Source organism: Gordonia phosphorivorans (genome assembly GCF_042432625.1).
Classification (GTDB): domain Bacteria; phylum Actinomycetota; class Actinomycetes; order Mycobacteriales; family Mycobacteriaceae; genus Gordonia; species Gordonia phosphorivorans.
In genome coordinates, this window is the sequence record NZ_JBHLWV010000012.1 from 123,790 (window position 1) to 149,348 (window position 25,559).

Genomic DNA, 25,559 nt, shown 5'->3' on the forward strand with positions numbered 1-25,559 from the left:
GTCGAGGCGGCGACGAACCGGGTGGCTGCCGGTCCGACGGGGTGGATGCGGTGCGTGGGCATTGTCTTGTGAGACAGTTGGGACGTGACTGGTACACCTTCGCCCGGCCCGGTGCGTCCCCGACGCCCGCGGCCGGATCAGCCGTTGCGTGCCCGTTGGGATCCGATCGGCGAGCGCGATGAGACCGCACCGGAGCGCCAACGCGGCGCGGTCGGCAGTTTTGTGCACGCCTACGGGTGGCGCGCCTACGCCATCGGTGTGCTCGCCGTGCTGACCGTCGTGCTGCTGGTCGTGACCATCACCGACGACGGCAGCGGCGACACGCAGGTCGCCGCACCGATCGATCCGAAGGCGCGCAACGTGGACGTCGCGCAGGAGACCACCGCCATCGGTGCGCCCACCGCCGACATCGCGGCCGCGGCACTGCCCGCCGGTGCGCTGCCGGCCGGCGGCCCCTTCACCGCGAAGGGGGAGCGGGTCTTCTCCATCGTGCCCGGCACCACCGACAAGCTGGGCACGGGCAACGAGGTCTACACCTACACCGTGGAGGTGGAGGACGGCCTGAACCCGCAGAACTTCGGCGGCGACAAGAGCTTCGCCAAGCTCGTCGACGCGACGCTGGCCAATCCGAAGAGCTGGATCGGCGGCGGCAAGGTGGCGTTCCGGCGGATCGACAAGGGCGAGCCGGATCTGCGGATCTCGCTGACCTCGCCGCAGACCTCCCGCGAGCTGTGCGGCTATCAGATCAAGCTGGAGACCTCGTGCTTCTACCCGCCGGACGGCCGGGTGGTGCTCAACGAGGCGCGGTGGGTGCGCGGCGCGTCGGCCTTCGGCGGCGACGACGTGGCCTACCGGCAGTACCTGATCAACCACGAGGTGGGCCACGGCATCGGCTACGAGCATCACCTGCCCTGCGAGGTGAACGGCGGGCTGGCGCCGATCATGATGCAGCAGACCTTCGGTACCGCCAACAGCGAGATCATGGCGCTCGATCCAGACATGAAGGCCAACCGCACGTACACCTGCCGACCGAGCGCCTGGCCCTACCCGGACAAATGAACCCGCTGCCCCCGCTGGTGGAGCCGGGCGCCGAGCTCACTCCCGGTGAGATCGCCCGGTACAGCCGACACCTGATCATCCCGGAGGTCGGCACGGTGGGGCAGCGCCGCCTCAAGAACGCGCGCGTCCTGGTGATGGGGGCCGGCGGTCTCGGATCGCCGACCCTGCTGTACCTGGCGGCCGCGGGCGTGGGCACCCTCGGGATCGTCGATTTCGACGTCGTCGACGAGTCCAATCTGCAACGGCAGATCATGCACGGCGTGGCCGACGTCGGTCGGGCCAAGACCGAGTCGGCGCGGGAGGCGATCGCCGCCATCAACCCCCTGGTGGACGTGCACGTGCACGACCTCCGGCTCACCACCGACAACGCGGTGGAGCTGTTCGGCCGGTACGACCTGATCCTGGACGGCACCGACAACTTCGCCACCCGCTACCTGGTCAACGATGCCGCGGCGCTGGCGCACCGGCCGTACGTGTGGGGGTCGATCTTCCGGTTCTCCGGGCAGGTCTCGGTATTCTGGGAAGACGCCCCCGACGGCCGCGGCTGCAACTATCGGGACCTGTATCCGCAGGCACCGCCCGCCGGACTCGTCCCGTCGTGCGCCGAGGGCGGCGTCTTCGGGCTGCTGTGCGGCACCATCGGATCCCTGATGGGCACCGAGGCCGTCAAGTTGATCTGCGGCATCGGCGACCCGTTGCTCGGGCGCCTGCTGATCTACGACGCCCTCGCGATGACTCACCGCACCGTCCGCTTCGCGCAAGATCCCGAGCGCACGCCGATCACCGAACTGATCGACTACGAGCAGTTCTGCGGCCTCGGTCCGACCGGCGACGACGCGGTGGCCGACGACGACACCGTCACCCCCGAGCAGCTGCGCGCCGAACTCGACAGCGCCGACCCGCCGGTGCTGATCGACGTCCGGGAACCGGTGGAGTTCGACATCGTGCACCTGCCCGGCGCCCGGCTGGTGCCGCGCGGCGGCATCGTCTCCGGTGCCGCGCTGGCCGACATCCCGCACGACCGGCGCGTGGTGCTGTACTGCAAGACCGGGATCCGCTCGGCGGAGGCGCTGGCCGCGCTGCACCGGGCAGGTCTGGACCGAGTGGTGCACCTGCAGGGCGGAATCGCGGCCTGGGCGCAGCGAGTGGATCCGGAACTGCCCACCTACTGATCCGAACCCTCGAGGGCGCCGCGTCGGGTGGTGTCGCCCGGACCGACGACGCGCGGTCGGTGTGGCACCCCGACGGCGGCGGCTGACCTGGGTAGTCTGTGACATCGTGACCACGATCGCCGCGCCACCGGAACAGGTGTTGACCACCTTCGGTCTGACCGCGCACCCGCCCATCGCCATGGAGAGCAGCGGCGTGATCGGCTGGCGCGTCGGGGAGGTGGTCCTGTCCCTGGTGCCCGACCACGCGCGCGCGGCCTGGTCGGCGAACGCCCGCGAGAATCTTTACGTCGAGGGCATGCGGATCGCACGACCGCTGCGCGCCTCCGACGGTCGCTACGTGGTGTCCGGCTGGCGTGCCGACACCTATGTGGCCGGGAGCCCGGAACCGCGATACGACGAAGTGCTGGCCGTGGCCGACCGGCTCAACGGCGCGCTCGCGAAGGTGGAGCGCCCGCGCTTTCTGCTGCAGCCGCCCGCGCCGCCCTTCGACGACGTGGACGTCTTCAACGCCGCCGACCGCGGGGCGTGGGAGGAGTCGCCGCTGCGCTCGGCCCGCGGGGCCGGCATGCCCGCCCCGACCGGGGACGACGGCGAAGCCTCCGTGGCGGCCATCAACGAGCTCGCCAGCCTGCGCCGGCCGGTGCGGATGTCCCAGCAAGTGGTGCACGGCGACCTCTTCGGGACGGTGCTGTTCGCCGGCGCCGCGGCCCCGGCGATCACCGACATCGTTCCGTACTGGCGACCGGCCTCGTGGGCCTCGGCGGTCGTCGTGGTGGACGCGCTGGCCTGGGGCGGTGCCGACGACGAGATCATCGACCGGTGGTCGCACCTGGAGGAGTGGCCGCAGATGCTGCTGCGCGCCACCATGTTCCGGCTCGGCGTGCATGCGCTGCACCCCCGGTCCACCGCCGGGGCGCTGCCCGGTCTGCTCAGCGTGGTCGACAAGGTCCGCCTCATCGTCTAGCTCGCGGCAGACACCGGCGAACCCTCTGAAGGTGTGCGCGGTGCTCGGGACCCGTTCTTGTCGTAGGTCGGGTCTAACGTAGGTGTAGAACACCAGATCCAACAGGTGTGCTGACTCACTCGGGGAGGTGAGTAGCCATGACCCAGCGAACCGCGACCGCGTGGTCGGCGCCGTCCCTGAGGAAGACGAAGACCGCGATGAGCCTCCGTACTGAGCACGATCCACCGGCTCGTCGGGAACGTGGCGATACGTCGGCCTGCTCAGGGAGTCAGGCGGGCACGGCACTCGCGAAGCAGGATGCGGCCGTCGCGGATCGGCACACCCTCCTCGCGCAGCAGGTCGAGTTGGCGGGCGGCCTTCTCGGTGCTCGGCCGACCGGACGCCGGGACCACCCGCTGCCACGGCAGGTCCGCGCCGTCGGTCCGCAGGATCCAGCCCACCTGACGCGGATTGGTGAGACCGACCGCGTCGGCGAGGTCGCCGTAGGTGCTCACCCGGCCGGGCGGTATCGCCGCGATCAGGGCGCGGACCGCTTCGATCTGCGCGTCACTGATCCGGGACATCGGCTACAGCACCTCCCGAATCAGCGCCGCCACCGTCTCCGGGGCGAGGAAGGGCACCATGTGCTCGGTGTCGACCCGGGTCACCCGCACGCTGTCGCCGCGTTCGGCGGCGCACCGGGCGAGGAAGTCGGCGGTCACGAAGGGCGGCTGCACGCGCTCGGCCACCACGATCCGAGTGGGCACATGCGGTGGCGGCAACAGGGCGGGGCGGGCCAGTTCGCTCCAGGCCGTCGCGGCCGCCGGAGCGCACACCCGCCACGCGACGCCGTCACCGGTCGCGATCAGGTGGTCGACGATCTCGCCGTCCAGGATCTCCGCGGGCACCGCGGCCCACCCCTCGGCGCGTTTGGCGGCCTGCGCGGCCGCGGCATCGGGGTAGCCCCAGTAGGTGACGCTGTTCTGCGCCATCTCCAGCGCGAACTCGGGTGCCAGACCCTGCGCGGGGTCGAGCAGGACCAGGCCCTTGACCAGATCCGGGCGGTCGTGCGCCAAGCGCAGCGCCACGGCGCTGCCGAAGGAGTGCGCCACCACCACCAGCGGACGACGATCGGTCGGCACATGGGCGTCGACGGCCGCGGCCACCGCCGACGCGTGATCCTCGATCGACCACGGCGGCGTCCACGGCGAATGCCCATGGCCGAGCAGGTCCGGCGCCACGATGCGCACCTGCGGCACCAGCGGTGCCAGGTGCTCCCACCGTTTGCCGTGCCCGGTGAGGCCGTGCAGGGCCAGCACGGTCGGCGCATCGGTGGGACCGAACTCATAGGTGTGCAGGGCGGAGGCCATGCCCTCAGTGTCGCAGGCACATGCTTCCATGGGCGTATGACCACCGCGCAGACTCGACTGATCGCCTCCCCGGCGCCGTTCGAGCTGCCCGCCCGCACCTGGCCCGAAGCCGCCCAGGCGCTGTTGGCGCCGGGGCATCAGGCGGACCCGGAACGCCCGTGGCGTCCCTACCGGGTGCGCGGCGGGCCGGGCACCGGCAAGACGGCGCTGCTGGTCGACGTGGCCGTCGCTCGGCTGCTCGACGATGCCGCCGATCCGGAGTCGGTGCTGGTCTTGACCGCCAATCGGCGATCGGCCACCGCCGTACGCACCGAGATCACCCGCCGGGTGCTCGCCGCGGGGCAGTCGCGCACCGGCGCCGCACTCCGCGAGCCGCTGGTGCGGACCGTCCATTCGTACGCGTTCGCGGTGCTGCGGCTGCAGGCCAGTGCGCACGGCAATCCGCCGCCCCGGTTGATCACCGGTTCCGAGCAGGACGTGATCCTGCGCGAGCTGCTGGCCGGCGACCTCGAAGACGGGGCGGGCTACTGGCCGGCCGCACTGCGCCCGGCGTTGGCCACCGACGGCTTCGCGCAGGCGCTGCGTGACCTGTTGATGCGTGCGGCCGAACGCGGTCTGGGACCGGAAGACCTGACGGCCTTGGGGCGCAAGCACTCTCGAGACGAATGGGTGGCCGCCGGCCGCGCCTTCGCGCAGTACGAACAGACCATGCTGCTGCGCGGTGCGGTCGGTATCGACTCGCCCGAAGCCGGACCGCAAGCGGTGGATGCGGCCGAACTGGTGGGTTCGGCGCTGTCGGCCTTCGCGCTGGAGCCGCACCTGCTGACCGAGCAGCGGGCCCGGATCCGCCACCTGCTGGTCGACGACGCCCAGCACCTGGATCCGCAGGCGGCCCGACTGGTGGAGCTGATCGGCACCGGCACCGACCTGACCGTGATCGCCGGTGACCCCGACCAGTCGATCTACTCGTTCCGCGGGGCCAGCCCCCGATTCTTCGCCGACCTGCCCGACGGCCGGGACGTCCTGCTCAGGCAGGGCCACCGCGGCGCGGGGGAGGTCACGACGGTCGGTCGCGCACTGGCCGCACGCCTGCCGGGTGCGCGCTCGCAGCCGTTCCCCGAGCCGGCCGCGGGCACCGGCGCCGCCTCGGTGCGCGTCTTCTCCTCCAGTGCCAAGGAGGCCACCGCCGTCGCGGACGTGCTGCGGCGCGCGCATCTGTTCGACGACGTGCCGTGGTCGCAGATGGCCGTCATCGTCCGGTCGGTGCCCCGCGCACTGCCCGCGCTGCGTCGAGCCTTCTCCTCGGCCGGGGTGCCGGTGGTGACCCCGACCAGCGATCTCCCGCTGTTCCGGCAGCGCGCGGTGGAGGCGTTCGCGCTGGCTCTGCGTGCCGGCAGCAGTTCGACCGCACTCGGCCCGGACGAGGTGATCACCCTGCTGTCGGGCCCCATCGGGGCGGCCGGTCCCGGGCAGCTGCGTCGTCTCCGGCGCGGCATTCGGCGGCTCCACGAGGAGGGCGCGGTCGTGTCCGCCGACCTCGCCGACAGCCCCTCCGGAACCCCCGACGTCGCCGACGGTCCGCCCGATTCGCTCACCGCCCTGGCTGCGGCGCTCGCCGAACCCGAGCGCGGCGGCCCCTACCTGGCCGGTCTCACCGAGTTCGAGGCGCAGCCGCTGGCCCGGACCCTCAAGGTGGTGCAGGCCGTTCGGGCGGCCGAGCGCGGCGGACTGGGCGTGGAGGAGACGCTGTGGCGGGCCTGGCAGGCTTCCGGCCTGGAACGCACGTGGCTGCGACGGTCGCTGCGCGGGGACCGTGCCGGCGGACAGGCCGATCGCGACCTGGACGCCATGCTGGCGCTGTTCGAGGCGGCCGCGGCGTACACCGACAACGTCCCGGCCGGCGGTTTGAGCGGCTTCCTGCACTACCTGAGCCAGCTGCAGATTCCCCGCGAGTCACGCACCCCGACCGCCGCCGCGGACGCGGTGCAGCTGCTGTCCGCGCATTCGGCGGCGGGCCGCGAATGGGAGGTGGTGGCCGTGGCCGGCGTGCTCGACGGACTGTGGCCGTCGTTGCGCAGCCGCGGCAGCGTGCTCGGCACCCCCGCGCTCCTGGACGTCCTCGACGGCCTCGACGAGCAGGCCGTGGACACGGTCTCGCGCAACGCCCAGCTGCTGGCCGACGAACGCCGACTGCTGCTGGTGGCGTGCACCCGCGCCCGGCGGCACCTGCTGGTGACCGCGGTGGAGGACGGCACCGGGGATGCCTCGCCGTCTCGATTCGTGCCCGAGATCGCCGACGCGCTCGGCGGCTACGGCGCCGACCACCACCTGCACGGCGACCAATCCGACGAGGTGCCGCTCGACGGCGGGATCCGGCGTCTGCTGTCGCTGCCGTCGATGGTGGCCGAGCTGCGTGCGGCTCTCACCGATCCGGAGACCGGCGACCAGCGGCGGGCCGCGGCGGCCGCGCTGCTTGCCGAACTGGCCGACGCGGAAGTGCCCAGCGCCGCGCCGCAGCAGTGGTACGGCCTGTTGGACCCGTCCAGCGGGGCGCCGCTGTGGACACCCGAGCAGGGCGCGTTGACGCTGTCGCCGTCGACGGTCGACTCGCTCAGCCGCTGTTCGCTGCGGTGGATGCTCGAACGCCACGGCGGGCGCGACGGTGACGCGGAACCGGCGATCACCGGAACCCTGGTGCACACGCTGGTGCAGGCGGTGGCCGGACAGCTCGACCATGCCGAGGTCACCAAGGCCCTGCACGAGATCTGGGATCGTGTCGCCTCACCCGCCGCGTGGTTCAGCGAGCGGGAACTGCGTCGGGCGGAGACCATGCTGACCAATTTCCGGGACTGGCTGGAGTATTCGCGGTCCGAGCTCGCCGAGGCGGCCGTCGAGGTGGCCTTGACCGCCGCGGTGCCGCCGGGCGTCGACGCCGACGGACGGCCCGACGACCTGCCGGTCACCCTCACCGGGCGCATCGATCGGCTGGAGACCGACGAACTGGGCCGACCGGTGGTGATCGACGTGAAGACCGGGAAGAGCGTGATCACGGCGGCCGACGCGGCCGCGCACCCGCAGCTGGCGGCCTACCAGCTGGCGCTGCTGCTGGGCGGGGTGGAGGGGCTGCCGGCGGGCACCACCGGCGGCGGGCGCCTGGTGTACGTGGCCACGCCCAATCGCAAGACCGGTGCCGCCGAACGAGTGCAGGAGCCGCTGACCCCGGAACAGGTGGACGAATGGGTGGGCGTGGTGCGCCGCGCCGCGCGGGCCAGCGTCGGCCCCGGTTTCGTCGCGGCCACCAACTCCGGCTGCCAGCACTGCGGACTGGTCACCAGCTGCCCCGCGCAGCTGCGCGGAAAGGCGGTCATCGATGACTGACACCGGTGCGCCGCTGATCGGCGCGCGCGTGCTGGCGGCCGCGCTCGGCCTGCCGCCGCCCACCGACGAGCAAGTGGAGGTGATCGAGGCGCCGCTGGAGCCGATGCTGGTGGTGGCCGGTGCCGGTGCGGGCAAGACCGAGACCATGGCCTCGCGCGTGGTGTGGTTGGTGGCCAACCGACTGGTGGCGCCCGACGAGATCCTCGGCCTCACCTTCACGCGGAAGGCGGCCAGCGAACTCGGCGCGCGCATTCGCCGTCGACTGGCCATGCTCGCCGGATCGACGGCGCTGTACGACTGGGATCCCGGCGGCGAGCTGACGCAGGTCCTGCGCAGCGCCGACGCCGAGGTGAGCACCTATCACGCCTACGCCGGTCGCCTGATCGCCGACTACGGGCTGCTGCTGCCGGTGGAGCCGTCGGCCACCCTGCTCAGCGAGACCGAGCTGTGGCAGCTGGCCTTCTCCGTGGTCACCTCCTGGCCGCACGCGCTCAACACCACCAAGGTGCCCTCGAGCGTCACCGAGACGGTGCTGAACCTGTACTCGGAGATGGCCGAGCATCTGGTGGACGACGAGGCGATCGGCGCCGCGGGCACGGACCTGCACCGCATGATCGACACCCTGCCCAAGGGGCCCCGGCAGCGCGCCGAGCCCAGCCAGGCCCTGCGCGGGGTGCAGGCGGTGATCGACGAGCGGCGGGAGTTCCTGCCGCTGGTCGCGGCGCTGCGGGACAAGATGACCGAGCAGGGCGCCCTGGACTTCGGCAGCCAGATGTCGTTGGCCGCGCGGCTGGTCACCACCCACCCGGAGGTGGTGGCGACCGAACGCGGCGGCATTCGGGCGGTGCTGCTCGACGAGTACCAGGACACCGGTCATTCGCAGCGACTGCTGCTGTCGGCACTGTTCGGCGGGGCCGGGCAGACACCAGTCGCGGTGACCGCGGTGGGCGATCCGATCCAATCGATCTACGGGTGGCGCGGGGCCTCGGCCGCGAACCTCCCGCGCTTCGCACACGACTTCCCGCGGCCCGACGGGCACGGGCAGTGGGCGCCCGCGCACCGGCGCGAGCTGCTGACCAGCTGGCGCAACTGCCGGGGCACGCTGTATCTGGCCAACGAGGTGTCGGCGCAGCTGCGGGCGCGCGGGGTTCCGGTGTCCACGCTCCGCCCGCGCGACGGCGCCCCCGAGGGTGCGGTGCGGCTGGCGCTCACCGAGACCGTCGAGGACGAGCGTCGCTGGATCGCCGATCACCTGGAGGCCGCCTACCGCGCGGCCGAGGACGCCGGCCAGAAGCCGCCGACGGCGGCGGTGCTGGTGCGCCGCAACGAGGATTCCGCGCCGATGGCCGCCGAGATCTCCGCGCGCGGCATCCCGGTCGAGGTGGTCGGCATCGGCGGTCTGCTGCACGTCCCGGAGATCACCGACATCGTGGCCACGCTGTCGCTGATGGCCGACCCGATGGCCGGCACCGCCGCCATGCGTCTGCTCACCGGGGCCCGGTGGCAACTCGGCGCCGCCGACCTGGCGGCGCTGTGGCAGCGGGCACGGGAGTTGGCCGCGCGGCGGCAGGACCCGGTCTCGGGCACGGTCTCCACCCGCGAACAGCTCGATTCGGCGCTCGCCTCGGCCCTGCCCGCCGAGGCCGTCGACGCGGCGGGCCTGGGCGATGCCCTGGTCGATCCGGGCGACGGCAAGCGGTACACCGCGGCCGGCTACCAGCGGGTGCGGGCGTTCGGGCGGGAACTGGAACGGTTGCGTCGACGGATCGGGCAGCCGCTGCCGGAACTGGTCGCGGACGTGGAACAGACCATCGGCGTGGCGGTGGAGGCGCAGCTGCGGGCCCGCCGGATGCGCGGGAAGATCACCGGGCGCGAGCACCTGGACGCCTTCGCCGAGTACGTGGCGGCCTACGCCGAGCGACCCGGGGCGACGCTGCCCGGCCTGCTGAGCTTCCTCGAGGCCGCCGAGTCGGTGGAGAAGGGACTGGAAGCCGGACAGGTGGAGGTGGCCGAGGACCGCGTGCAGATCCTCACCGTGCACGCCGCGAAGGGGCTGGAGTGGGACATCGTCGTGGTGCCCCACCTGGCGCGCGGCATCTTCCCGAGCGCCAAGGCCGACACCACCTGGCTGGGCTCGGCGCGGGAACTGCCCGCGGAACTGCGCGGGGACCTGAGCCACGACGACGCGGAAGGCTTTCCGCCCCTTCGTCTCGCGGGGGTGGCGGACCGCAAGGAACTGGAGGAGGCGCTCGCCGCGCACAAGGAGGCCATCAAGGACCGGCGCCTCGATGAGGACCGTCGGCTGCTGTACGTGGCCTTGACGCGGGCCAAGCAGACGCTGCTGGTGACCGCGCACCACTGGTCGGCCACCGGTGACAAACCGCGCGGCGGCTCCGACTTCTACGTCGAGCTGGTGGAACTGGTGCGCGCCGCCGACTCGGCGGCCCTCACCGTCGACGTCGACACGCCCGCGCCGGAAGACGGCACGGAGAATCCGATGACGCTCGATCCGGTGAGCGCGGCGTGGCCCGTCGACCGGCTCGGGGAGCGGCGCGCCGGACTGTTGGCGGCGGCCCTCGCCGTGGACGAGGCGCGTGCGGAACGGGCGCTGGTGCCCCGCCCGCCGCCACCCACCGACGATCCGGAGATCGTGGCGTGGCGGGAGGAGGTGGCGGCGCTGCTGGCCGAACGGCGGCGGCACGACGTCGCGACCCTCGACGTGGAGTTGCCGGGCCAACTGTCGGTGAGTCAGCTGGTGGAGCTGGGATCCGACGAGGCGGCCTTCGCCGCCCGGCTGCGTCGACCCGTGCCGTTCCGGCCCAACCCGATGGCCCGGCGCGGCACCGCCTTCCACGCCTGGGTGGAACGACGCTTCGGCGCGACCCGCCTGCTGGACCTGGACGAGTTGCCCGGCGCCGCCGACGAGACCGCGGTCGACGACGACCTCGAGGTGCTGCGCGCGGCCTTCCTGAGCTCGCCGTGGGCCGACCGCACGCCGCTGGAGGTGGAGGTGGGCTTCGAGACGGTCATCGGCTCCACCGTGGTGCGCGGCCGCATGGACGCGGTCTTCGCCGACCGCAACGCGGCCGCCCCCGGAGGTGAGGGCTACCTGGTGGTGGACTGGAAGACCGGCGCGGTGCCCGAACCGGCCAAACGCGGACCGTTGGAACTGCAGCTGGCGGCCTACCGGGTGGCCTGGGCGCGTCTGCGCGGCGTCGACGTCGACGCGGTGCGCGCCGCCTTCGTCTACGTCCGGCACCACTACACGCTGGAACCGGCGGATCTGCCGGACGCGACGGCACTGGCCGCGCTGTTGGCCGTCGGGCCTGCACCGATCGAGTAGCCTTCACAGACGTGAGGACGACCACGCGTGGGCCCGCGGTGCGGAAGCGATTGCGCATGTCCCGTCTCGGTGGAGACGACCTGTTCGACAAGCCCGACTACGCGCTCGTGGGCATCGTGCGGATCCCCGAACTGGAGAAGAGCCCGGCCCGCGCGATCGGCCGCCGCGTGCTGTGGGCGTTGCTGGCGCTCCTGCTGTGCTCGCTGGTGGTCTACGTCGATCGCTCCGGCTATCGGGACGCCAAGGGCACCGAGCTCACCTACCTCGATGCGCTGTACTACTCGGCGGTCACGCTGTCGACCACCGGCTACGGCGACATCACGCCGATCAGCGAATCGGCCCGCCTGATCAACGTCCTGTTCATCACCCCGATACGCGTGCTGTTCCTGATCGTCTTGATCGGTACCACGCTCGAGGTGCTCACCGAGCGGTCGCGGCAGGCGATCAAGATCCAGAACTGGAGGAATCGGGTGCGTAATCACACCGTCGTCGTCGGGTACGGCACCAAGGGACGGACCGCGACCGCGGCCGTGCTGGCCGACGGCGTCCGACCGAGCGAGGTGGTGGTGGTCGACGAGAACCAGGCCGCGCTCGACGTGGCGGCCGCGCACGGGCTGGTCACCGTCCGCGGCGATGCCACCAAGTCCGACGTGCTGCGTCTGGCGGGTGTGCAGCACGCCGCGGCGCTGGTGATCGCGGCCAACCGCGACGACACCGCGGTGATGGTGACGTTGACCGCGCGCGAGCTGAATCCGCGCGCCAAGATCGTCGTGGCCATCCGCGAATCGGAGAACACCCACCTGATGCGGCAGTCCGGCGCGAACTCGGTGGTGGTCTCCTCGGAGACCGCAGGCCGTCTGCTGGGCATCGCGACCATCACCCCGTCGGTGGTGGAGGTGGTCGAGGATCTGCTCAGCCCGGAGGAGGGCTACGCCATCGCCGAGCGCGAGGTGGAGCCGTCGGAGACCGGTGGGTCCCCGGCCCACACCAAGGACTTGGTGCTCGGGGTGGTCCGCGACGGCACCCTGTACCGCGTCGGCGATTCGCACGTCGAGGAGATCGAGGTGGGCGACCGTCTGCTGTACGTCCGGCAGGGCGGAAAGGCCTGACTCCGATGGCCAGTTTCTCCTTCCAGACGCCGCCGCTGCTGTCCCAGGCCGCCTTCGATCGCGCCGATCAGTTGCGCGGCGACGCCGAACGACTGGCCGCCGGATGGGCGCGGGCCCAGGTGCTCCTGGTGGACGACCGCGGCCGCTATCCGGTCGACGCCGGCGGGGCCCTGCGCTGGGTGCCCGCCGTCGAACTCGACGCGCAGCCGGTGACCGAAGCGATCTTCCTCGGCGTGCTCGGCGACGTGGATCTGTGGGCGCTGCGCCGCGGTGAGGTGGCCGAACCGCTGGGCGAGCCGCGCAGCGGCGCGCACCTGCTGTCGCCCGACGAGGCCGGTCTGGTGGCCACCGCGCTCGGCCTCCTCAACTGGCATCGTTCGTCGTCGTTCTCGCCGTTGGACGGCAGCCCCACCACCAGTGACCGGTCGGGGTGGGTGCGGCGCGCCGCCGACGGCACCGAGGAGTATCCACGGACCGATCCGGCGGTGATCATGGTGGTGCACGACGGCTCCGATGCGATCCTGCTGGGACGCCAGCACGCGTGGCCGCGCCCGTGGTTCTCCACGCTGGCCGGTTTCGTGGAACCGGGGGAGTCGCTGGAACAGTGCGTCGTCCGCGAGGTGGCCGAGGAAGCCGGCATCGTCGCCCATTCGCCGCTGTACATCGGTTCGCAGCCGTGGCCGTTCCCGCGGTCGTTGATGCTCGGTTTCGAGGTGACCGCCGATCCGGCGCAGCCGCTGGAACTGGTCGACGGTGAGCTGGCCGAAGCGCAGTGGTTCACCCGCGATCAGGTGCGCGAAGCGCTGGCCCGGGAGGCGGACTGGGGGAGTGCCGCGGCCGAGACGGCGTTGATGCTGCCGCCGAGTGTGTCGATCGCGCGGTCGCTCATCACCAGCTGGGCGATGGCCCGCACCCGGCCTCTAGAATGGTCGGTATGGCCGATCTGACTGTCTACACCACCTCCTGGTGCCCGTTCTGCAGCCGTCTCAAGTCGGGACTGGACCGCAACAAGATCGAGTACACCGAGATCGACATCGAGGCCGATCCGTCGGCCGCCGAGTTCGTCGGCAGCGTCAACGGCGGCAACCACGTGGTGCCCACGGTGAAGTTCGCCGACGGCTCCACCAAGACCAACCCGGGTATCGGCGAGGTCATGTCGGCGCTGGGACTGCTCTGACCCCTGCTCGGACGCGTGTGGATCGGCGGCTGTCGGTACCGCGTGAGAACCTCGTGCCATGAATCGTCCACGTTCCTCCGGTGCCGCCGGGATCCGGGACGGACTCGACCCGCAGCAACTCGACGCCGTGCTGGCCCCGCGCGGCCCGGTGTGCGTCCTGGCCGGTGCCGGCACCGGTAAGACCCGCACCATCACCCGCCGTATCGCGGCCCTGGTCGATTCCGGCCAGGTGAATCCGAGCCAGGTCCTCGCGGTCACCTTCACCGCGCGGGCGGCCGCGGAGATGCGGGAACGGCTCGGCGCGCTGGGCGTGTCCGGCGCCGGCGGCCAGGTCTCGGCGCTCACCTTCCACGCCGCAGCGCTGCGGCAGCTGCGCTACTTCTGGCCGATGGCCTTCGGGCAGAAGCGCTGGGAGCTGATGGACAGCAAGTTCCCGATGGTGCGTCGCGCCGTCCGCGAGGTCGGCTTGGACACCGCCGACAGCGAACTGGTGCGCGATCTGGCCGGTGAGATCGAGTGGGCCAAGTCCAGCCTGATCGCCCCGGAACGCTACGCCGCGCGCTGCGCCGGTCGGGATGTGCCGATCCGGGCGGAGCTGATCGGGCAGGTCTTCGCCGCCTACGAGGAGGCCAAGCTGTCGAGTTCGGGAGACTGGCTCTTCGACTTCGAAGACCTCATCATCTACACCGCGGAGGTGCTGGCCAGCACGCCGTCGATCGCCGAGGAGTTCCGCTCCCGGTACCGCAGTTTCGTGGTGGACGAATACCAGGACGTGACGCCGGCGCAGCAGCAGCTCCTGCGCCGGTGGCTGGGCGAGCGCGACGACCTCACCGTGGTCGGCGACGCCAACCAGACCATCTACAGCTTCACCGGCGCCACCCCCGACTACCTGCTGGACTTCACCCGCGACTATCCCGAGGCGACCCTGGTGCGTCTCGAACGCGACTATCGGTCCACCCCCCAGGTGGTGGCCCTGGCCAACGGGGTGATCGGGCACGCGCAGGGGCGCGTGGCCGGAACCCGCCTGGAACTGATCGGAATGCGATCGGACGGCCCGGAACCGGCCTTCGCCGAGTACCCGGACGAGACCGCCGAGGTGGTCGGGGTGGTGGCCGAGGTCAAGCGCCTGCTGCGCGCGGGGGTCCCGGCCGAGGAGATCGCGATCCTGTACCGCATCAACGTGCAGTCGCAGGAGTACGAGGCGGCGTTGAGCGCGGCCGGGATCGACTATCGGGTGCGCGGCGACAAGGGCTTCTTCGAACGGCCGCAGGTGCGGACGGCGCTGCACCGCCTCGGCGCCCGGGCCCAGGCCACGCCGCCCACGGGCACCGCGGCCGAGGCGGTGCGTGCCGCGTTGACCCCGCTCGGCTACGCCGAGACCGAACCGCACGGGTCGGCGGCGCGGGCGAACTGGCAGCAGATGACCCGGCTCGTCGAGCTGGCCGACGAACTGCTCGCCGAACGGCCCGCGTGGACCTTCGCCGAGCTGGTGCGCGGACTGCACGAGGCGGCCCGGACCGGCGGCGAACACCGGCGCGGCATCACGCTCGCGTCCATGCACGCGGCCAAGGGTCTGGAGTGGGATGCGGTGCTCATCACCGGGGTCCACGAGGGCTCGGTGCCGTTCATGCGGGGCGGCAAGAAGACCGAGAACCTTGAGGAGGAGCGGCGCCTGCTGTACGTCGCCGTGACGCGCGCCCGGACGCATCTGCACCTGTCGTGGTCGTTGGCGCGCGGCGAAGGGCGGGCGCCGACGCGTCGCCGTTCCCGGTTCCTGGACGGATTGGTGCCGCACGAGAAGCCGCCCGCGGCGGTACCGGAGCCGAAACGGGGGCCGGACCGGGAGGTCTTCGAGGCGCTCAAGCAGTGGCGCAGCGACTACGCCCGCGAGCACGACTTCGCCGAGGTGAACGTCTGTAGCGGCAACGCCCTCAAACAGCTGGCCCGGGTGCTGCCCACCAGTGCCGACGATCTGTCCGGTATCAGCGGCATGACCGCCGAACGCATCGACGAGATCGGTGCGTCGGTCCTCGACGTGATCGCCGCCCACCGGCCCTGAGCGGATGCGCGGGCGAAAGTGCCATCGCCGCAGGTAGAAAATAGATTGTGCCCTCGTGGACCGACGGCGTAACCTGGTCGACGTTCAGTACCGCTCCCCGATCGAGGAAGGAATCGTCCGATGAAGCTTCATCTGGCCTACGGCGCCCATCTGGCAGCAGCACGCGTACCGGCGGCTGCGCGAGCGCGCCGGCGATTCCCCGTGGCCCCCGAGGGCGGCCCGTCGATCACCTCGAGTATCTGACGGACTGACCAGACTCTGTACCGGCCGCGGCGAATCGCTTCAGCGAATCCCGTGGCCGAGTTCTTCGGCTCCGGCCCGGGTTTCGCACACGGATCATTCTGACCAATCCTGCGAAAGCCACTTGATGACCATCACCGAACTGTCCATGCCGGGGCTCGGGGACACCCGCGAACCCGGACCTGCTCCCCAGATCGAACTACCGTGCCAGAGCCGCGATGCGGATCTGTGGTTCGCCGAGAGCCCCACCGACCTGGAGACCGCCAAAGCGCTGTGCCTGCGGTGCCCACTGCGGCGGCCCTGCCTGTCCGAAGCCATCGACCGCGCGGAGCCGTGGGGCGTGTGGGGCGGGGAGATCTTCGACCGCGGCGTGGTGATCGCGCGCAAACGCCCGCGCGGTCGCCCCCGTAAGAACGCGTAGCGGGCGTCGCCGAGGACGCCCGCTACGCGGACGAGGTCAGGCGGTGGGTTCGTCCTCGGTGAGACCGGGCACCCAGCGGTACATGATCTCGCGGTACGGGGCCTCCGCGTCGAGCTGCGCGGCGATGCCGACGCAACCCAGCAGCACCCGGAAGACCATCACGTATTCCTTCGGCAGGTTCAGCTGTCGGGAGGTCTTGTACACGTCACCGCTGACGTCGGTGGCCTTCCCCGCCGCGCGCTGCAACCACTTGCGGGTGAAGTGGAACGAGTCGGTGTACAGCGGGTCGACGTAGGGCTGCAGGTACTTGGCCAGATCGTCGCCGGTGACCTTGTCCGCGTAGGCCGGGCGGATGAAGTTGTGCTGCACCAGCAGTTCGCGGAGTTCGTCGTAGCGCCGGTCCCGCGCCAACGCCAGGATCGGCCCGGTCTCGGCCGGCAGGCCGTCCGGATACTGGCCGATCGCGCCGAAATCGAGCACGCCGAAACGGCCGTCGTCGAGCACGAAGAAGTTGCCGGGATGCGGATCGCCGTGCAGCAGACCCACGCGGGCCGGCGAGCTGAATTCGAACGTAGTCATCTTGGTGGCCGCCGCGTTGCGCTGCTCGCGGGTGCCGTCGGTGATGATCTTGCTCAGGCGGGTGCCCTCGATCCACTCGGAGACCACCACCTTGGGGGAGCTCGCGATCACCTTGGGCACCACGAAATCCGGGTCGCCGTCGAAGGCCTTGGCGAAGGCCCGCTGGTTGTCGGCCTCGGCGATGTAGTCCAGCTCGTCCTCGGTGCGATCGATCAGTTCGTCGATCATCGCCTTGGCGTCGGTGCCGGGCGACAGCTTCTGAATGAGGCCCGACATCCGGCTGAGGGTCTTCAGGTCGGCCTTCAGCGCCTGGTCGGCGCCGGGGTACTGGACCTTCACCGCGACCGCGCGCCCATCGGCCCACACCGCCTTGTGTACCTGCCCGATGCTGGCCGACGCCGCGGGTTCGTCGTCGAAGGAGGCGAAGCGCTCGCGCCAACGCGTCCCGAGCTGCTGGTCGAGCACCTTATGCACGGTCTCGATCGGCATCGGGGGCGCTTCGGCCTGCAGCTTGGTGAGGGCCTCGCGGAAGGGCTCGCCGAACTCCTCCGGGACGGCGGCCTCCATGATCGAGAGCGCCTGGCCCACCTTCATCGCCCCGCCCTTGAGCTGGCCCAGCACCTCGAAGAGCTGTTCGGCGGTCTTCTCCATCAGCTCGGCGCTGACCTCGTCCTTGCTCTTACCGGCGAGTCGCTTACCGAATCCTGCCGCCGCTCGGCCCGCCATGCCCAGTGGGAGCGCTGCCAACTTCGCATTGCGGCGGCCCTGTCCCCGTGTGATGTCGCTCAACGCTGTCCTTTCGCCTGCTCTGAGGATAGTGGACACGCTGTCGGCTCGGCGGGTTAGCCGCGGTTGGCCGACACCCGCAGCGTGGATGCGGCTCTGCAGCGACCAAGGTGGTTCCGGCCGGACGGGAGTGGATACGGAGCCGATGGTTGAGCGTCTGCGGAGGTGAGGTGTCGCCCGCGCGGAGCCGACGGGCGATTCCTTCCACTTCCTGGCAGGCCAGCGTCGCGGTGACGGCGACCGCCTCCGGGTGCGCATCGCATCCCACGGCCGCCAGCTGTGCGGCCAGCCGCGGCCACTCCGGATCCAGTTCGGTGCGGTACAGGTCGGCGCACTGCAGACAGCTGGACAGTCCGGGCAACACCAGCGGACCCACCACGCCCACGCCGTCGTGCACCACGACGGGCAGATGCGGCGTGCGGGCGGCCATCAGCGCCAACCGCACCGACGGGTCGACGATGAGGCGATCGGCGAGCAGCAGGAGATTGCAGTCGAGGCGGCGGGACGGGGCCAAGGCGGCCGGACCGAGAGCCTCCGAGACCACCGGCACGTCGCGGGCGGCCAGGCCGTCGGCCAGCAACGCGGCCAAGGGGCCCCGCCCGTGGATGCGTACCCGCAGCTGCGCGGTGTCGGGCGCGGGCGGCGGTTCGGCCTTGCCCGCCGCGACCAGCCGCTGCAGCAGCGCGGTCAGCGCCGCCATGGTCAGGCCCGCCGCCCGCGCCCGGCCGGTGAGCTGCGCGCGGGTGAGCGGGCGGCGCAGGTCGTCGAGGAGTCGGGCGACGGAGCGCGCGTCCGCGGGCGGGTCCACGGTCAGGATCAGCGCCGAGGCGGGTTCGCCGCCGACGTGCAGTCGGCCGTCGCCGCGCGGGAGGATCGGCGTGCCCGCACTGATCACCGGTAACAGCTGATCGGAAGTCGAGTGCCCCATGGCTGCCACGGTGTCACCGGAGGTGCCGTGCGTCGAGACCGGTGTCCACAGGGCCGGTGCCGGGCACCGGCCCTGTGGACCGTCGATCAGGCGTCGTCCCCGCGAGCCTTCCGCTCCTCCTCGATGGTGCGTTCGAGCTCGGCGATCGGATCGTCGAAGGCGCCGGTGCCGCCGCCGATCACGCGGTCGATGAACGCGGCCGGGTCGTCGAGGTCCGTCGAATCGGGCAGCAGGTCAGGATGGGCCCACACACCGTCGCGGGTGTCGTTGCCGGTCGCCGCGTCGGTCTCCGCTCCGCTGACGGCCTCGGCCAGGCGACGCCACAGATCGGCGGCCTCGCGCACCTTGCGGGGACGCAGGTCCAGACCGATGAGGGTGGCGAACGTCTGCTCGGCCGGTCCGCCGGTGGCGCGGCGGCGGCGCATCATCTCGGTGAGGGCCGCGGTCGACGGAATGCGGTCGCCCAGTGCGGCCGAGACGACGTTCTCCACCCAGCCCTCGATCAACGCGAGCAGGGTCTCCAGCCGGGTGAGTGCGGCCTGCTGCTCGGGGCTGACCGACGGCTCGAAGGCTGCCGCCTGCCCCATCAGCTCTTCCATCTTGGCGGGGTTGCCGAGCAGTTCCTGCGGATCGATGCCCGAGCCGAGTTCCTGCAGCCCGCTCATGTCCAGGCGGATGCCGCGGGCGTAGTCCTCCACGCTGGAGAGCAGGCGCTGACGCAGCCAACCGACCCCGGCGAAGAGTCGCTGGTGGGCGGCCTCGCGGGCGGCCAGGAACACCACGATCTCCTGACCCGGCAGGTCCAGGCCCTCGGCGAACTTCGCGATGGCCTCGGGCAGCAGTGCCGCGGTACCCGCCGGCGCGAGCGGCACGCCGATGTCGGTGGAGGTCAGCACCCCGGTCGACAGGTGCCCGAGGCCCTGCCCCAGCTGGCTGCCGAACATCATGCCGCCGAGCCCGGACATCATGCCGAGCATCGGCCCGGCCATGGCCTTGGCTTCTTCGGGCAGCCCGTCCTGCCAGGTGTTCTCCAGGGACGCGGCGATCGGATCGCACAGCAGGCGCCAAGTGGGCAGGGTCTGCTCGAGCCAGTCGACGGGGGTCCAGGCATGGGTCACGGTGATCCCGGCCGGGAGCGCGGTCTGCTCGTCGAGCCACAGCTCGGCCAGCCGCACGGCGTCGGCGACCGCGCGCTCCTCCGAGTCGAGCATCGGCCGGAAGTCGCCGATCTGCTGGCGGGCCAGCCGGGCGGCGAGGTCGTAGTTCACCGGGCCGGAGCCGGCCGCACCGGGCATGCCGATCCCGCTGAACATCTGCCCGAGCTGCGTGAACATCTGACCGAGCTGGGACGGATCGAATCCGGCGCCGCCGGCCGCGCCGCCGAACATCGACGGGTCGAAGCCGAAGCCGCCGGCGCCACCGGTGCCACCGGCACCGCCGGTGTTGTCGTCGCGCCGAGCGCGCTCCTTGTCACCGTCGTCGCGGTCGTCGGACGAGGAGAAACCGAAGGGCAGATCACTCATGCCACCACGGTACCGGGCTCGGACGGGTTGCGGCGGCGTCGGTTATCCTCGGCCGAATGAGGCTCAACCCTTCGCGTCGGCGGCTGATCACCATCGGCGTCGCGGCGGTCATCCTGATCGCCTTCGTGCTGCTCGGCAGCAATGTGCGTGTGCCCTACGTGGCGCTCAGTCCCGGGCCGACGGTGAACACCCTCGGCGAGGTCGACGGCAAGCCCGTGGTGCAGGTGACCGGCGGTGTCGACGCCGACCCCAGCGGTCACCTCAACCTGACCACCGTCTCACTGACCGACGGGCTCACCCTGTTCCAGGCCTTGGGTCTGTGGGTGTCCAGCGATTACCAGTTGCAGCCCCGCGAGCTGTACTTCCCGTCGGGCGTGTCCAATGACCAGGTCCGCGAGGAGAACGTCGCGCAGATGGCCAGTTCGGAGGACAACGCGACCGGGGCGGCGCTGACCTACCTGCAGCGGCCCACCGCCGTCGGCGTGGGCCCGATCGCCGACGACAGCCCGGCCAAGGGGCTGCTCGAAGTGAACGACGTGATCCGCGCGCTCGACGGCGAGCCCGTCTCCACCGTCGCGCAGGTCCACGAGAAGATCCGCGCGCTCGCGCCGGGGGAGAAGGTCGCGGTGACCGTCGACCGGCAGAACACCGAGAAGGTGGTCGAGGTGACCCTCGGCGCCCGCCCCGACGATCCGAAGGCGGGTTTCCTCGGGGTGACCCCGAAGGTGGTCAGCGCCGACCCGAACGTGAAGATCACCTACAACGTCGGCGACATAGGCGGGCCGTCGGCCGGACTGATGCTGACCCTGGCCGTGATCGACCATTTGACGCCGGGCGACCTGGCCGACGGGCGCTTCATCGCGGGCACCGGCACCATCGCGCCGGACGGCGCGGTGGGTCAGATCGGCGGCATCACGCACAAGCTGTCCGCGGCGCGCACCGCGGGAGCGACGTCGTTCCTGGTGCCGGCGGGCAACTGCGCCGAAGCCACGACCGACGTGCCCGACGGCCTGGAGCTGATCAAGGTGGACACCCTCACCAGCGCGATGGATTCGCTGGAGGCGCTGCGGACCGGGGCTTCGCGCCCGCACTGCTGACCCGGGCTCAGTCGCCGGCGGGTGCCTCGTCGAAGGTGGCGGCCAAGGCGTCGAGCAGTTCCGGCGCCAGCTCCGGATGGGTGCGCAGGTGGTTCGGGTCGTCGGCGTCCACGGCCTCCAACGCCAACAGCGCCAGTCGCTGCCCGGTGCGCAAGGCCCCGCCGATCAGCCGGGCACGACGCCCCGCGCCGTCGTCGCCGTCGGGCGGCACGACGGTGATCTCGGTGACCAGCGCCGTGCCTGCCACGGCCTCGGGCCAGCCGATACCGGCCAGCACGGTGGCCGTGTCCGCGGTGGGGTCGTCCAGTTCCTGCAGCACCGGGCTCAGCGGCGAGTCGTCGCCCTCGCTCACCAGATCGGGTGCCTGCCGCATGAGTTCGGCGGTGGGAACCAGGGCGAAAAGCAGGTCGGGCGAACCCCACGGCAGCTCGGCTGCGTAGGCGGCGCACTGGGCCAGAGCGTTGCCGAGATCGGCTTGGGAGTAGGTCACCGAACCATTGTGACCCGTGCCCGGTTCGCGTGTTTGCGTAAGGTAGGAGCCGTCGCTGTCCCTTGACCCCCAATTGGAGTAAACGATCGTGGTGGGTGTGCGCAGTCCTATCGGACGGCCGTCGTTGTCTCGTAGAAGCAAGATCCTGATCGGCGTGGCGGTGGTGCTGCTGCTGTTGCTGATCCTCGGGCCGCGGTTGGTCGGTCTGATCACCGATTGGCTGTGGTTCTCGGACCTGGGCTATTCGTCGGTCATGTCCACGATGATCACCTCGCGGGTGATCATCTTCCTGGTCGCGACGCTCGTGGTGGGGGCGATCGTCTTCGCCTGCATCTACTTCGCGTATCGCACCCGGCCGCCGTATGTGATGGCCGCCGGACCCAACGATCCGCTGGCGCGATACCGCGAGACGATCAGCAAGCGGCCGCGGCTGCTGGGCATCCTGCCGGCGCTGCTGATCGGTCTGATGGCCGGTCTGGTGGCCCAGGCCTCGTGGTCCACCGTCCTGACCTTCCTCAACGGCGAGTCGTTCGGGATCTCCGATCCGCAGTTCGGCATGGACATGGGTTTCTACGCCTTCACCCTGCCGTTCGTCCGGCTGATCATGGACCTGCTGTTCCTGGCGCTGGGCATCGGCTTCGTCGCGAACCTGCTGACCCAGTACATGGTGGGCGGCATCCGGCTCGGCGGCGGCGGGCGTTCCGGCTCGATCAGCGGACCGGCCCGGGTGCAGCTCGCGGTGATCGCGGGACTGTTCGTCGCGCTCAAGGCCGTGGCCTACTGGTTCGATCGCTACGACCTGCTCACCAGCGAACGACGCGGTGACATCTTCACCGGTGCCACGTTCACCGACATCAACTACGTGCTGCCGTCCAAGCTGATCCTGATGGTCATCGCGATCGTGTGCGCGATCGCCTTCTTCTCCGCGATCTTCCTGCGCGACCTGCGGATTCCGGCGCTCAGCGCGGTGCTGCTGCTGCTGTCGTCGCTGGTGATCGGCGTGGCCTGGCCGATGGCGATGGAGCAGTTCGCCGTCAAGCCGAGCGCGGCGGACAAGGAACGCGAATACATCCAGCGCAATATCAACGCCACCCGCGATGCGTTCCGCATTCGCGACGGCGTCGATGTGAACTACGAGGGCGATTGGACGCGCACCCCGGCCATCCCGGCCGAGGTCAACTCCGACGAGGCCACCCTCAGCAACATCCGCATCCTGGATCCGGAACTGCTGTCCAAGGCCTTCTACCAGCGGCAGGCGCTGAAGAACATCTACGGCTTCCCGTCGCAGCTGGCGGTGGACCGCTACGAGGTGGACGGCCAGCAGCGCGACTTCGTGGTCGCGGTGCGCGAGGTGGACCCCAACCGGCTGGGCGAGAACCAGACCGACTGGATCAATAAGCACACCGTCTTCACGCACGGCAACGGCTTCATCGCCGCGCAGGCCAACACCGTCGACGAGGCGGCCGGCGATTCGTCGTCCGACCGCGGTGGTCTGCCGGTGTTCATCGTCGCCGACGTCAAGTCCATCGAGGATCCGAACTTCCAGAAGAACGCTCCGTTCAAGGTGAAGCAGCCGCGGATCTACTTCGGTGAGCTCATCGGCAGCCTCAGCCCGGACTACTCCATCGTCGGCTCCACCGAGGGCGACCGCGAGTTCGACGGCGACGGCGCGTCGTACACCTACACCGCCGATTCGGGGGTGAGCCTGGGCAACTGGGGTTCGCGTCTGCTGTACGCGCTCAAGTACGGCGAGCGGAACTTCCTGCTGTCGAACGCGCTGAACGACAACTCCCGGATCCTGTACAACCGCGATCCGCGGGACCGCGTCAAGCAGGTCGCACCGTGGCTGACCGTGGATGCCAAGACCTACCCCGCGGTGATGGCCGACGGATCCATCAAGTGGATCGTCGACGGCTACACGACGCTGGAGAACTACCCGTACTCGCAGCAGATGTCGCTGCAGGACGCCACCGCCGACTCCCGGCAGGCCGACAGCGGCACCACCGGTCGGACCCAGGTCAACGAGAACGTGTCGTACGCGCGGAACTCGGTCAAGGCGACCGTCGACGCGTACACCGGCAAGGTGGACCTGTACCAGGCCGATGACACCGATCCGGTGCTCAAGACGTGGATGAAGGTGTTCCCGGGTGTGGTGAAGTCGAAGGCCGAGCTGGACAGCCAGCCCGATCTGCGGGCCCACCTGCGGTACCCGGAGGACCTGTTCAAGCTGCAGCGCGCACTGCTGACCCGCTACCACGTCAGCGATGCGCAGACGTTCTTCCGGGCCAACAACTTCTGGTCGGTGCCCGCCGATCCGCGGACCGAGTCCAACGAGGGCCCCAAGCAGCCGCCGTACTACTTCACGGCGTCGGCACCCGGGCGGATGAACACGGCGCAGTTCCAGTTGACGGCGGCCCTGAACGCGCTCAACCGGCCCAACCTGGCCGCGTACATGACGGCCAACTCCGATCCGGACGGCTACGGCAAGATCACGGTCAAGACGTTGCCGACCAACACCACGACGATCGGTCCGCGCCAGGCCGGCGAGAACATGAAGACCAATGCGCGCGTGCAGCAGGAGCTGAAGCTGCTGGAGAACACGAACGTGTTGTACGGCAACCTGTTGGCGCTCCCGGTGGGCAAGAACGGTCTGCTGTATGCGCAGCCGATCTACACCGAGGCCAAGTCCGGCGACTCGGCCATGCCGAAGCTGTATCGGGTGCTGACCTACTACAACGCGGCGGCCGGTGAGGGCGGGGTCCGCGTGGGCTTCGCTCCGACGGTCGGCGAGGCGCTCAGCCAGGTCGGCATCAACCCGAGTGCGGCGACGCCGACGCTCGCCGGTGAGGGCGCGCCGTCGGGCACGGAGCCGAAGCCGGAGACCGACGAGAAGCCGCAGCCGACGCCGCAGCCCGGTGGCTCGCCCGAGCGGGATGCCGCCGTGCGGGAGCTGGGTGCCGCGCTCGACGCCGTGCAGAAGGCGCAGAGCAGCGGTGACCTGGGTCAGCTGGGCGACGCGCTCAAGAAGCTCGACGACGCGGTGACCAAGTACGAGTCGCTCGGCAACTGATCGGCCGCCTGGTCGCACAGACGACGACGCGGGTCCTGCCTTCTGGGATGGCAGGGCCCGCGTCGTCTTTCAATGGGGCGTGACCCGTGCTGCCGACTTTCAGTTCACCGTGGCGCTTCGGGATGAGCCCCGGTCTGTCAGCCGCGCACCTTCTTCAGGTACCGGCTCACCTCTGCGTCGGTGTGATCGGGCAGCAGCGGCGAGTGGTGTAGGTGACGGGTCAGCCAGGTGAAGATGGCAGCTGTCGTGGACAGCAGCGCCAGGGCGATGCAGCCGTAAGCGATGTTCGTCGGCTTGTTGTCGGGCAGGTCGGCCAGGGTGATGACCCAGAGCGCGGCAAAGCACGCACCGACGAGCAGGCTGGTGAACGCCACCATGCTCATGGGATGCCAGCCCCGGTTCTCGTGGACGGAATGGGTAGCCATGACTCCTCCTCTGATTGGTGCTCCGCCTCCAATGTAGCCCATTCGTGAGGAGAATCACATGGGTCCGATTTTCCGGACAGAATGCCGACGGTGGGATAACGGGTTCTGTGGCGTCTTGCCGGATGGGGCGAAGGGGTGGGCGGTCATGGCCCTGAGCTGGCATTATCGCGGCGCGAAGCCCGCTCTCTTCGGCGTCGACGAGGGCGGTGGGCGTCGATTTGCCTTGCCGGAGCGGCGCTGTGTAACGTAGCTCTTGCAACGCGGGGTGGAGCAGCTCGGTAGCTCGCTGGGCTCATAACCCAGAGGTCGTAGGTTCAAATCCTGCCCCCGCTACCAAGAAAGACTCCCGATCAGAATTCTGATCGGGAGTCTTTTCGTTGTGGCGGCGAT

At 70.6% G+C, this 25,559-nt stretch carries 20 protein-coding genes and 1 tRNA gene; 14 read left to right on the forward strand and 7 right to left on the reverse strand.

Translation table 11 applies throughout. The features are described 5' to 3' along the window. Positions 1–84: 84 nt before the first annotated feature. The 3 genes from ACFFJD_RS04180 to ACFFJD_RS04190 all read left to right on the forward strand — a co-directional run bounded on the left by ACFFJD_RS04180 (position 85) and on the right by ACFFJD_RS04190 (position 3,195). Entirely contained in the window at positions 85–1,059 is a 975-nt protein-coding gene (locus ACFFJD_RS04180) for a DUF3152 domain-containing protein (RefSeq protein WP_382361377.1), read from the forward strand. Further along, entirely contained in the window at positions 1,056–2,231 is a 1,176-nt protein-coding gene (moeZ, locus tag ACFFJD_RS04185; protein WP_382361380.1) for an adenylyltransferase/sulfurtransferase MoeZ, read from the forward strand. Before ACFFJD_RS04180 ends, moeZ begins: the two co-directional genes overlap by 4 nt. A 106-nt stretch (positions 2,232–2,337) precedes the next feature. Continuing rightward, on the forward strand, positions 2,338–3,195 hold the full coding sequence (locus ACFFJD_RS04190; protein WP_382361383.1) for a TIGR02569 family protein: 858 nt from the start codon (positions 2,338–2,340) through the stop codon (positions 3,193–3,195). Positions 3,196–3,455: 260 nt separating this feature from the next. Here ACFFJD_RS04190 and ACFFJD_RS04195 read toward each other — a convergent pair whose 3' ends face one another. Both ACFFJD_RS04195 and ACFFJD_RS04200 read right to left on the reverse strand, forming a co-directional pair. After that, on the reverse strand, positions 3,456–3,758 hold the full coding sequence (locus tag ACFFJD_RS04195) for an MGMT family protein (protein ID WP_382361386.1): 303 nt from the start codon (positions 3,756–3,758) through the stop codon (positions 3,456–3,458). Between the two features lie 3 nt (positions 3,759–3,761). Next, positions 3,762–4,544: an alpha/beta fold hydrolase gene (locus ACFFJD_RS04200; RefSeq protein ID WP_382361389.1), complete on the reverse strand. Its 783-nt coding sequence runs from the start codon at positions 4,542–4,544 to the stop codon at positions 3,762–3,764. Positions 4,545–4,580: 36 nt separating this feature from the next. Between ACFFJD_RS04200 and ACFFJD_RS04205 the strand changes: the two genes are divergently transcribed. The 8 genes from ACFFJD_RS04205 to ACFFJD_RS04240 all read left to right on the forward strand — a co-directional run bounded on the left by ACFFJD_RS04205 (position 4,581) and on the right by ACFFJD_RS04240 (position 16,271). After that, a complete protein-coding gene (locus ACFFJD_RS04205) occupies positions 4,581–7,922 on the forward strand; it encodes an ATP-dependent helicase (protein WP_382361392.1) in 3,342 nt (1,113 codons plus the stop codon). Further along, positions 7,915–11,265: an ATP-dependent helicase gene (locus ACFFJD_RS04210; protein WP_382361395.1), complete on the forward strand. Its 3,351-nt coding sequence runs from the start codon at positions 7,915–7,917 to the stop codon at positions 11,263–11,265. Before ACFFJD_RS04205 ends, ACFFJD_RS04210 begins: the two co-directional genes overlap by 8 nt. Positions 11,266–11,321: 56 nt before the next feature. Further along, complete coding sequence (locus ACFFJD_RS04215) at positions 11,322–12,374, forward strand: potassium channel family protein (protein ID WP_382361398.1); 1,053 nt, start codon at positions 11,322–11,324, stop codon at positions 12,372–12,374. Between the two features lie 5 nt (positions 12,375–12,379). Then, positions 12,380–13,321, forward strand: a complete 942-nt coding sequence (nudC, locus tag ACFFJD_RS04220) for an NAD(+) diphosphatase (RefSeq protein ID WP_382361401.1) — start codon at positions 12,380–12,382, stop codon at positions 13,319–13,321. Then, positions 13,309–13,551, forward strand: coding sequence for a mycoredoxin (locus ACFFJD_RS04225; RefSeq protein ID WP_382361404.1), 243 nt, complete (start codon positions 13,309–13,311; stop codon positions 13,549–13,551). Before nudC ends, ACFFJD_RS04225 begins: the two co-directional genes overlap by 13 nt. A 58-nt stretch (positions 13,552–13,609) precedes the next feature. Further along, on the forward strand, positions 13,610–15,610 hold the full coding sequence (locus tag ACFFJD_RS04230; protein ID WP_382361407.1) for an ATP-dependent DNA helicase UvrD2: 2,001 nt from the start codon (positions 13,610–13,612) through the stop codon (positions 15,608–15,610). A 120-nt stretch (positions 15,611–15,730) separates the two neighbouring features. Beyond that, positions 15,731–15,853, forward strand: coding sequence for a hypothetical protein (locus ACFFJD_RS04235; RefSeq protein ID WP_382361410.1), 123 nt, complete (start codon positions 15,731–15,733; stop codon positions 15,851–15,853). A gap of 145 nt (positions 15,854–15,998) precedes the next feature. Further along, the gene (locus ACFFJD_RS04240) at positions 15,999–16,271 is read left to right on the forward strand and encodes a WhiB family transcriptional regulator (RefSeq protein ID WP_382361623.1); all 273 of its coding nucleotides are present in this window, start codon (positions 15,999–16,001) and stop codon (positions 16,269–16,271) included. 36 nt (positions 16,272–16,307) lie between these two features. Here ACFFJD_RS04240 and ACFFJD_RS04245 read toward each other — a convergent pair whose 3' ends face one another. The 3 genes from ACFFJD_RS04245 to ACFFJD_RS04255 form a co-directional block, all read right to left on the reverse strand. Next, entirely contained in the window at positions 16,308–17,639 is a 1,332-nt protein-coding gene (locus ACFFJD_RS04245) for an ABC1 kinase family protein (RefSeq protein WP_382361413.1), read from the reverse strand. Then, complete coding sequence (locus ACFFJD_RS04250; RefSeq protein WP_382361416.1) at positions 17,545–18,564, reverse strand: hypothetical protein; 1,020 nt, start codon at positions 18,562–18,564, stop codon at positions 17,545–17,547. Before ACFFJD_RS04250 ends, ACFFJD_RS04245 begins: the two co-directional genes overlap by 95 nt. 86 nt (positions 18,565–18,650) lie before the next feature. Beyond that, positions 18,651–20,087 carry a zinc-dependent metalloprotease gene (locus tag ACFFJD_RS04255; RefSeq protein WP_382361419.1) on the reverse strand — a complete coding sequence of 479 codons (1,437 nt, stop codon included), beginning with the start codon at positions 20,085–20,087 and terminating at the stop codon, positions 18,651–18,653. Positions 20,088–20,143: 56 nt separating this feature from the next. On the opposite strand from ACFFJD_RS04255, the gene ACFFJD_RS04260 reads away from it, so the two are divergent. Beyond that, positions 20,144–21,184 (forward strand): YlbL family protein, encoded by a 1,041-nt coding sequence (locus tag ACFFJD_RS04260; protein ID WP_382361422.1) that lies wholly within the window; start codon positions 20,144–20,146, stop codon positions 21,182–21,184. A gap of 7 nt (positions 21,185–21,191) precedes the next feature. On the opposite strand, the gene ACFFJD_RS04265 is transcribed toward ACFFJD_RS04260, so the two are convergent. Further along, positions 21,192–21,674, reverse strand: a complete 483-nt coding sequence (locus ACFFJD_RS04265) for a PPA1309 family protein (RefSeq protein WP_382361425.1) — start codon at positions 21,672–21,674, stop codon at positions 21,192–21,194. Between the two features lie 91 nt (positions 21,675–21,765). On the opposite strand from ACFFJD_RS04265, the gene ACFFJD_RS04270 reads away from it, so the two are divergent. Continuing rightward, the gene (locus ACFFJD_RS04270; RefSeq protein WP_382361626.1) at positions 21,766–24,744 is read left to right on the forward strand and encodes a UPF0182 family protein; all 2,979 of its coding nucleotides are present in this window, start codon (positions 21,766–21,768) and stop codon (positions 24,742–24,744) included. A gap of 137 nt (positions 24,745–24,881) precedes the next feature. On the opposite strand, the gene ACFFJD_RS04275 is transcribed toward ACFFJD_RS04270, so the two are convergent. Then, positions 24,882–25,169: a hypothetical protein gene (locus tag ACFFJD_RS04275; protein WP_382361428.1), complete on the reverse strand. Its 288-nt coding sequence runs from the start codon at positions 25,167–25,169 to the stop codon at positions 24,882–24,884. A 259-nt stretch (positions 25,170–25,428) separates the two neighbouring features. Between ACFFJD_RS04275 and ACFFJD_RS04280 the strand changes: the two genes are divergently transcribed. Then, positions 25,429–25,505: transfer RNA gene (locus ACFFJD_RS04280), tRNA-Met, on the forward strand. Positions 25,506–25,559: the final 54 nt, after the last annotated feature.

Coding starts and splice junctions, on each gene's coding strand:
- moeZ (WP_382361380.1), top strand. CDS start 1,056: ATGAACCCGCTGCCCCCGCTGGTGGAGCCGGGCGCCGAGCTCACTCCC.
- ACFFJD_RS04195 (WP_382361386.1), bottom strand. CDS start 3,758: ATGTCCCGGATCAGTGACGCGCAGATCGAAGCGGTCCGCGCCCTGATC.
- ACFFJD_RS04200 (WP_382361389.1), bottom strand. CDS start 4,544: ATGGCCTCCGCCCTGCACACCTATGAGTTCGGTCCCACCGATGCGCCG.
- ACFFJD_RS04205 (WP_382361392.1), top strand. CDS start 4,581: ATGACCACCGCGCAGACTCGACTGATCGCCTCCCCGGCGCCGTTCGAG.
- ACFFJD_RS04210 (WP_382361395.1), top strand. CDS start 7,915: ATGACTGACACCGGTGCGCCGCTGATCGGCGCGCGCGTGCTGGCGGCC.
- ACFFJD_RS04215 (WP_382361398.1), top strand. CDS start 11,322: ATGTCCCGTCTCGGTGGAGACGACCTGTTCGACAAGCCCGACTACGCG.
- nudC (WP_382361401.1), top strand. CDS start 12,380: ATGGCCAGTTTCTCCTTCCAGACGCCGCCGCTGCTGTCCCAGGCCGCC.
- ACFFJD_RS04225 (WP_382361404.1), top strand. CDS start 13,309: ATGGCCGATCTGACTGTCTACACCACCTCCTGGTGCCCGTTCTGCAGC.
- ACFFJD_RS04230 (WP_382361407.1), top strand. CDS start 13,610: ATGAATCGTCCACGTTCCTCCGGTGCCGCCGGGATCCGGGACGGACTC.
- ACFFJD_RS04235 (WP_382361410.1), top strand. CDS start 15,731: ATGAAGCTTCATCTGGCCTACGGCGCCCATCTGGCAGCAGCACGCGTA.
- ACFFJD_RS04240 (WP_382361623.1), top strand. CDS start 15,999: ATGCCGGGGCTCGGGGACACCCGCGAACCCGGACCTGCTCCCCAGATC.
- ACFFJD_RS04250 (WP_382361416.1), bottom strand. CDS start 18,564: ATGGGGCACTCGACTTCCGATCAGCTGTTACCGGTGATCAGTGCGGGC.
- ACFFJD_RS04255 (WP_382361419.1), bottom strand. CDS start 20,087: ATGAGTGATCTGCCCTTCGGTTTCTCCTCGTCCGACGACCGCGACGAC.
- ACFFJD_RS04260 (WP_382361422.1), top strand. CDS start 20,144: ATGAGGCTCAACCCTTCGCGTCGGCGGCTGATCACCATCGGCGTCGCG.
- ACFFJD_RS04275 (WP_382361428.1), bottom strand. CDS start 25,169: ATGGCTACCCATTCCGTCCACGAGAACCGGGGCTGGCATCCCATGAGC.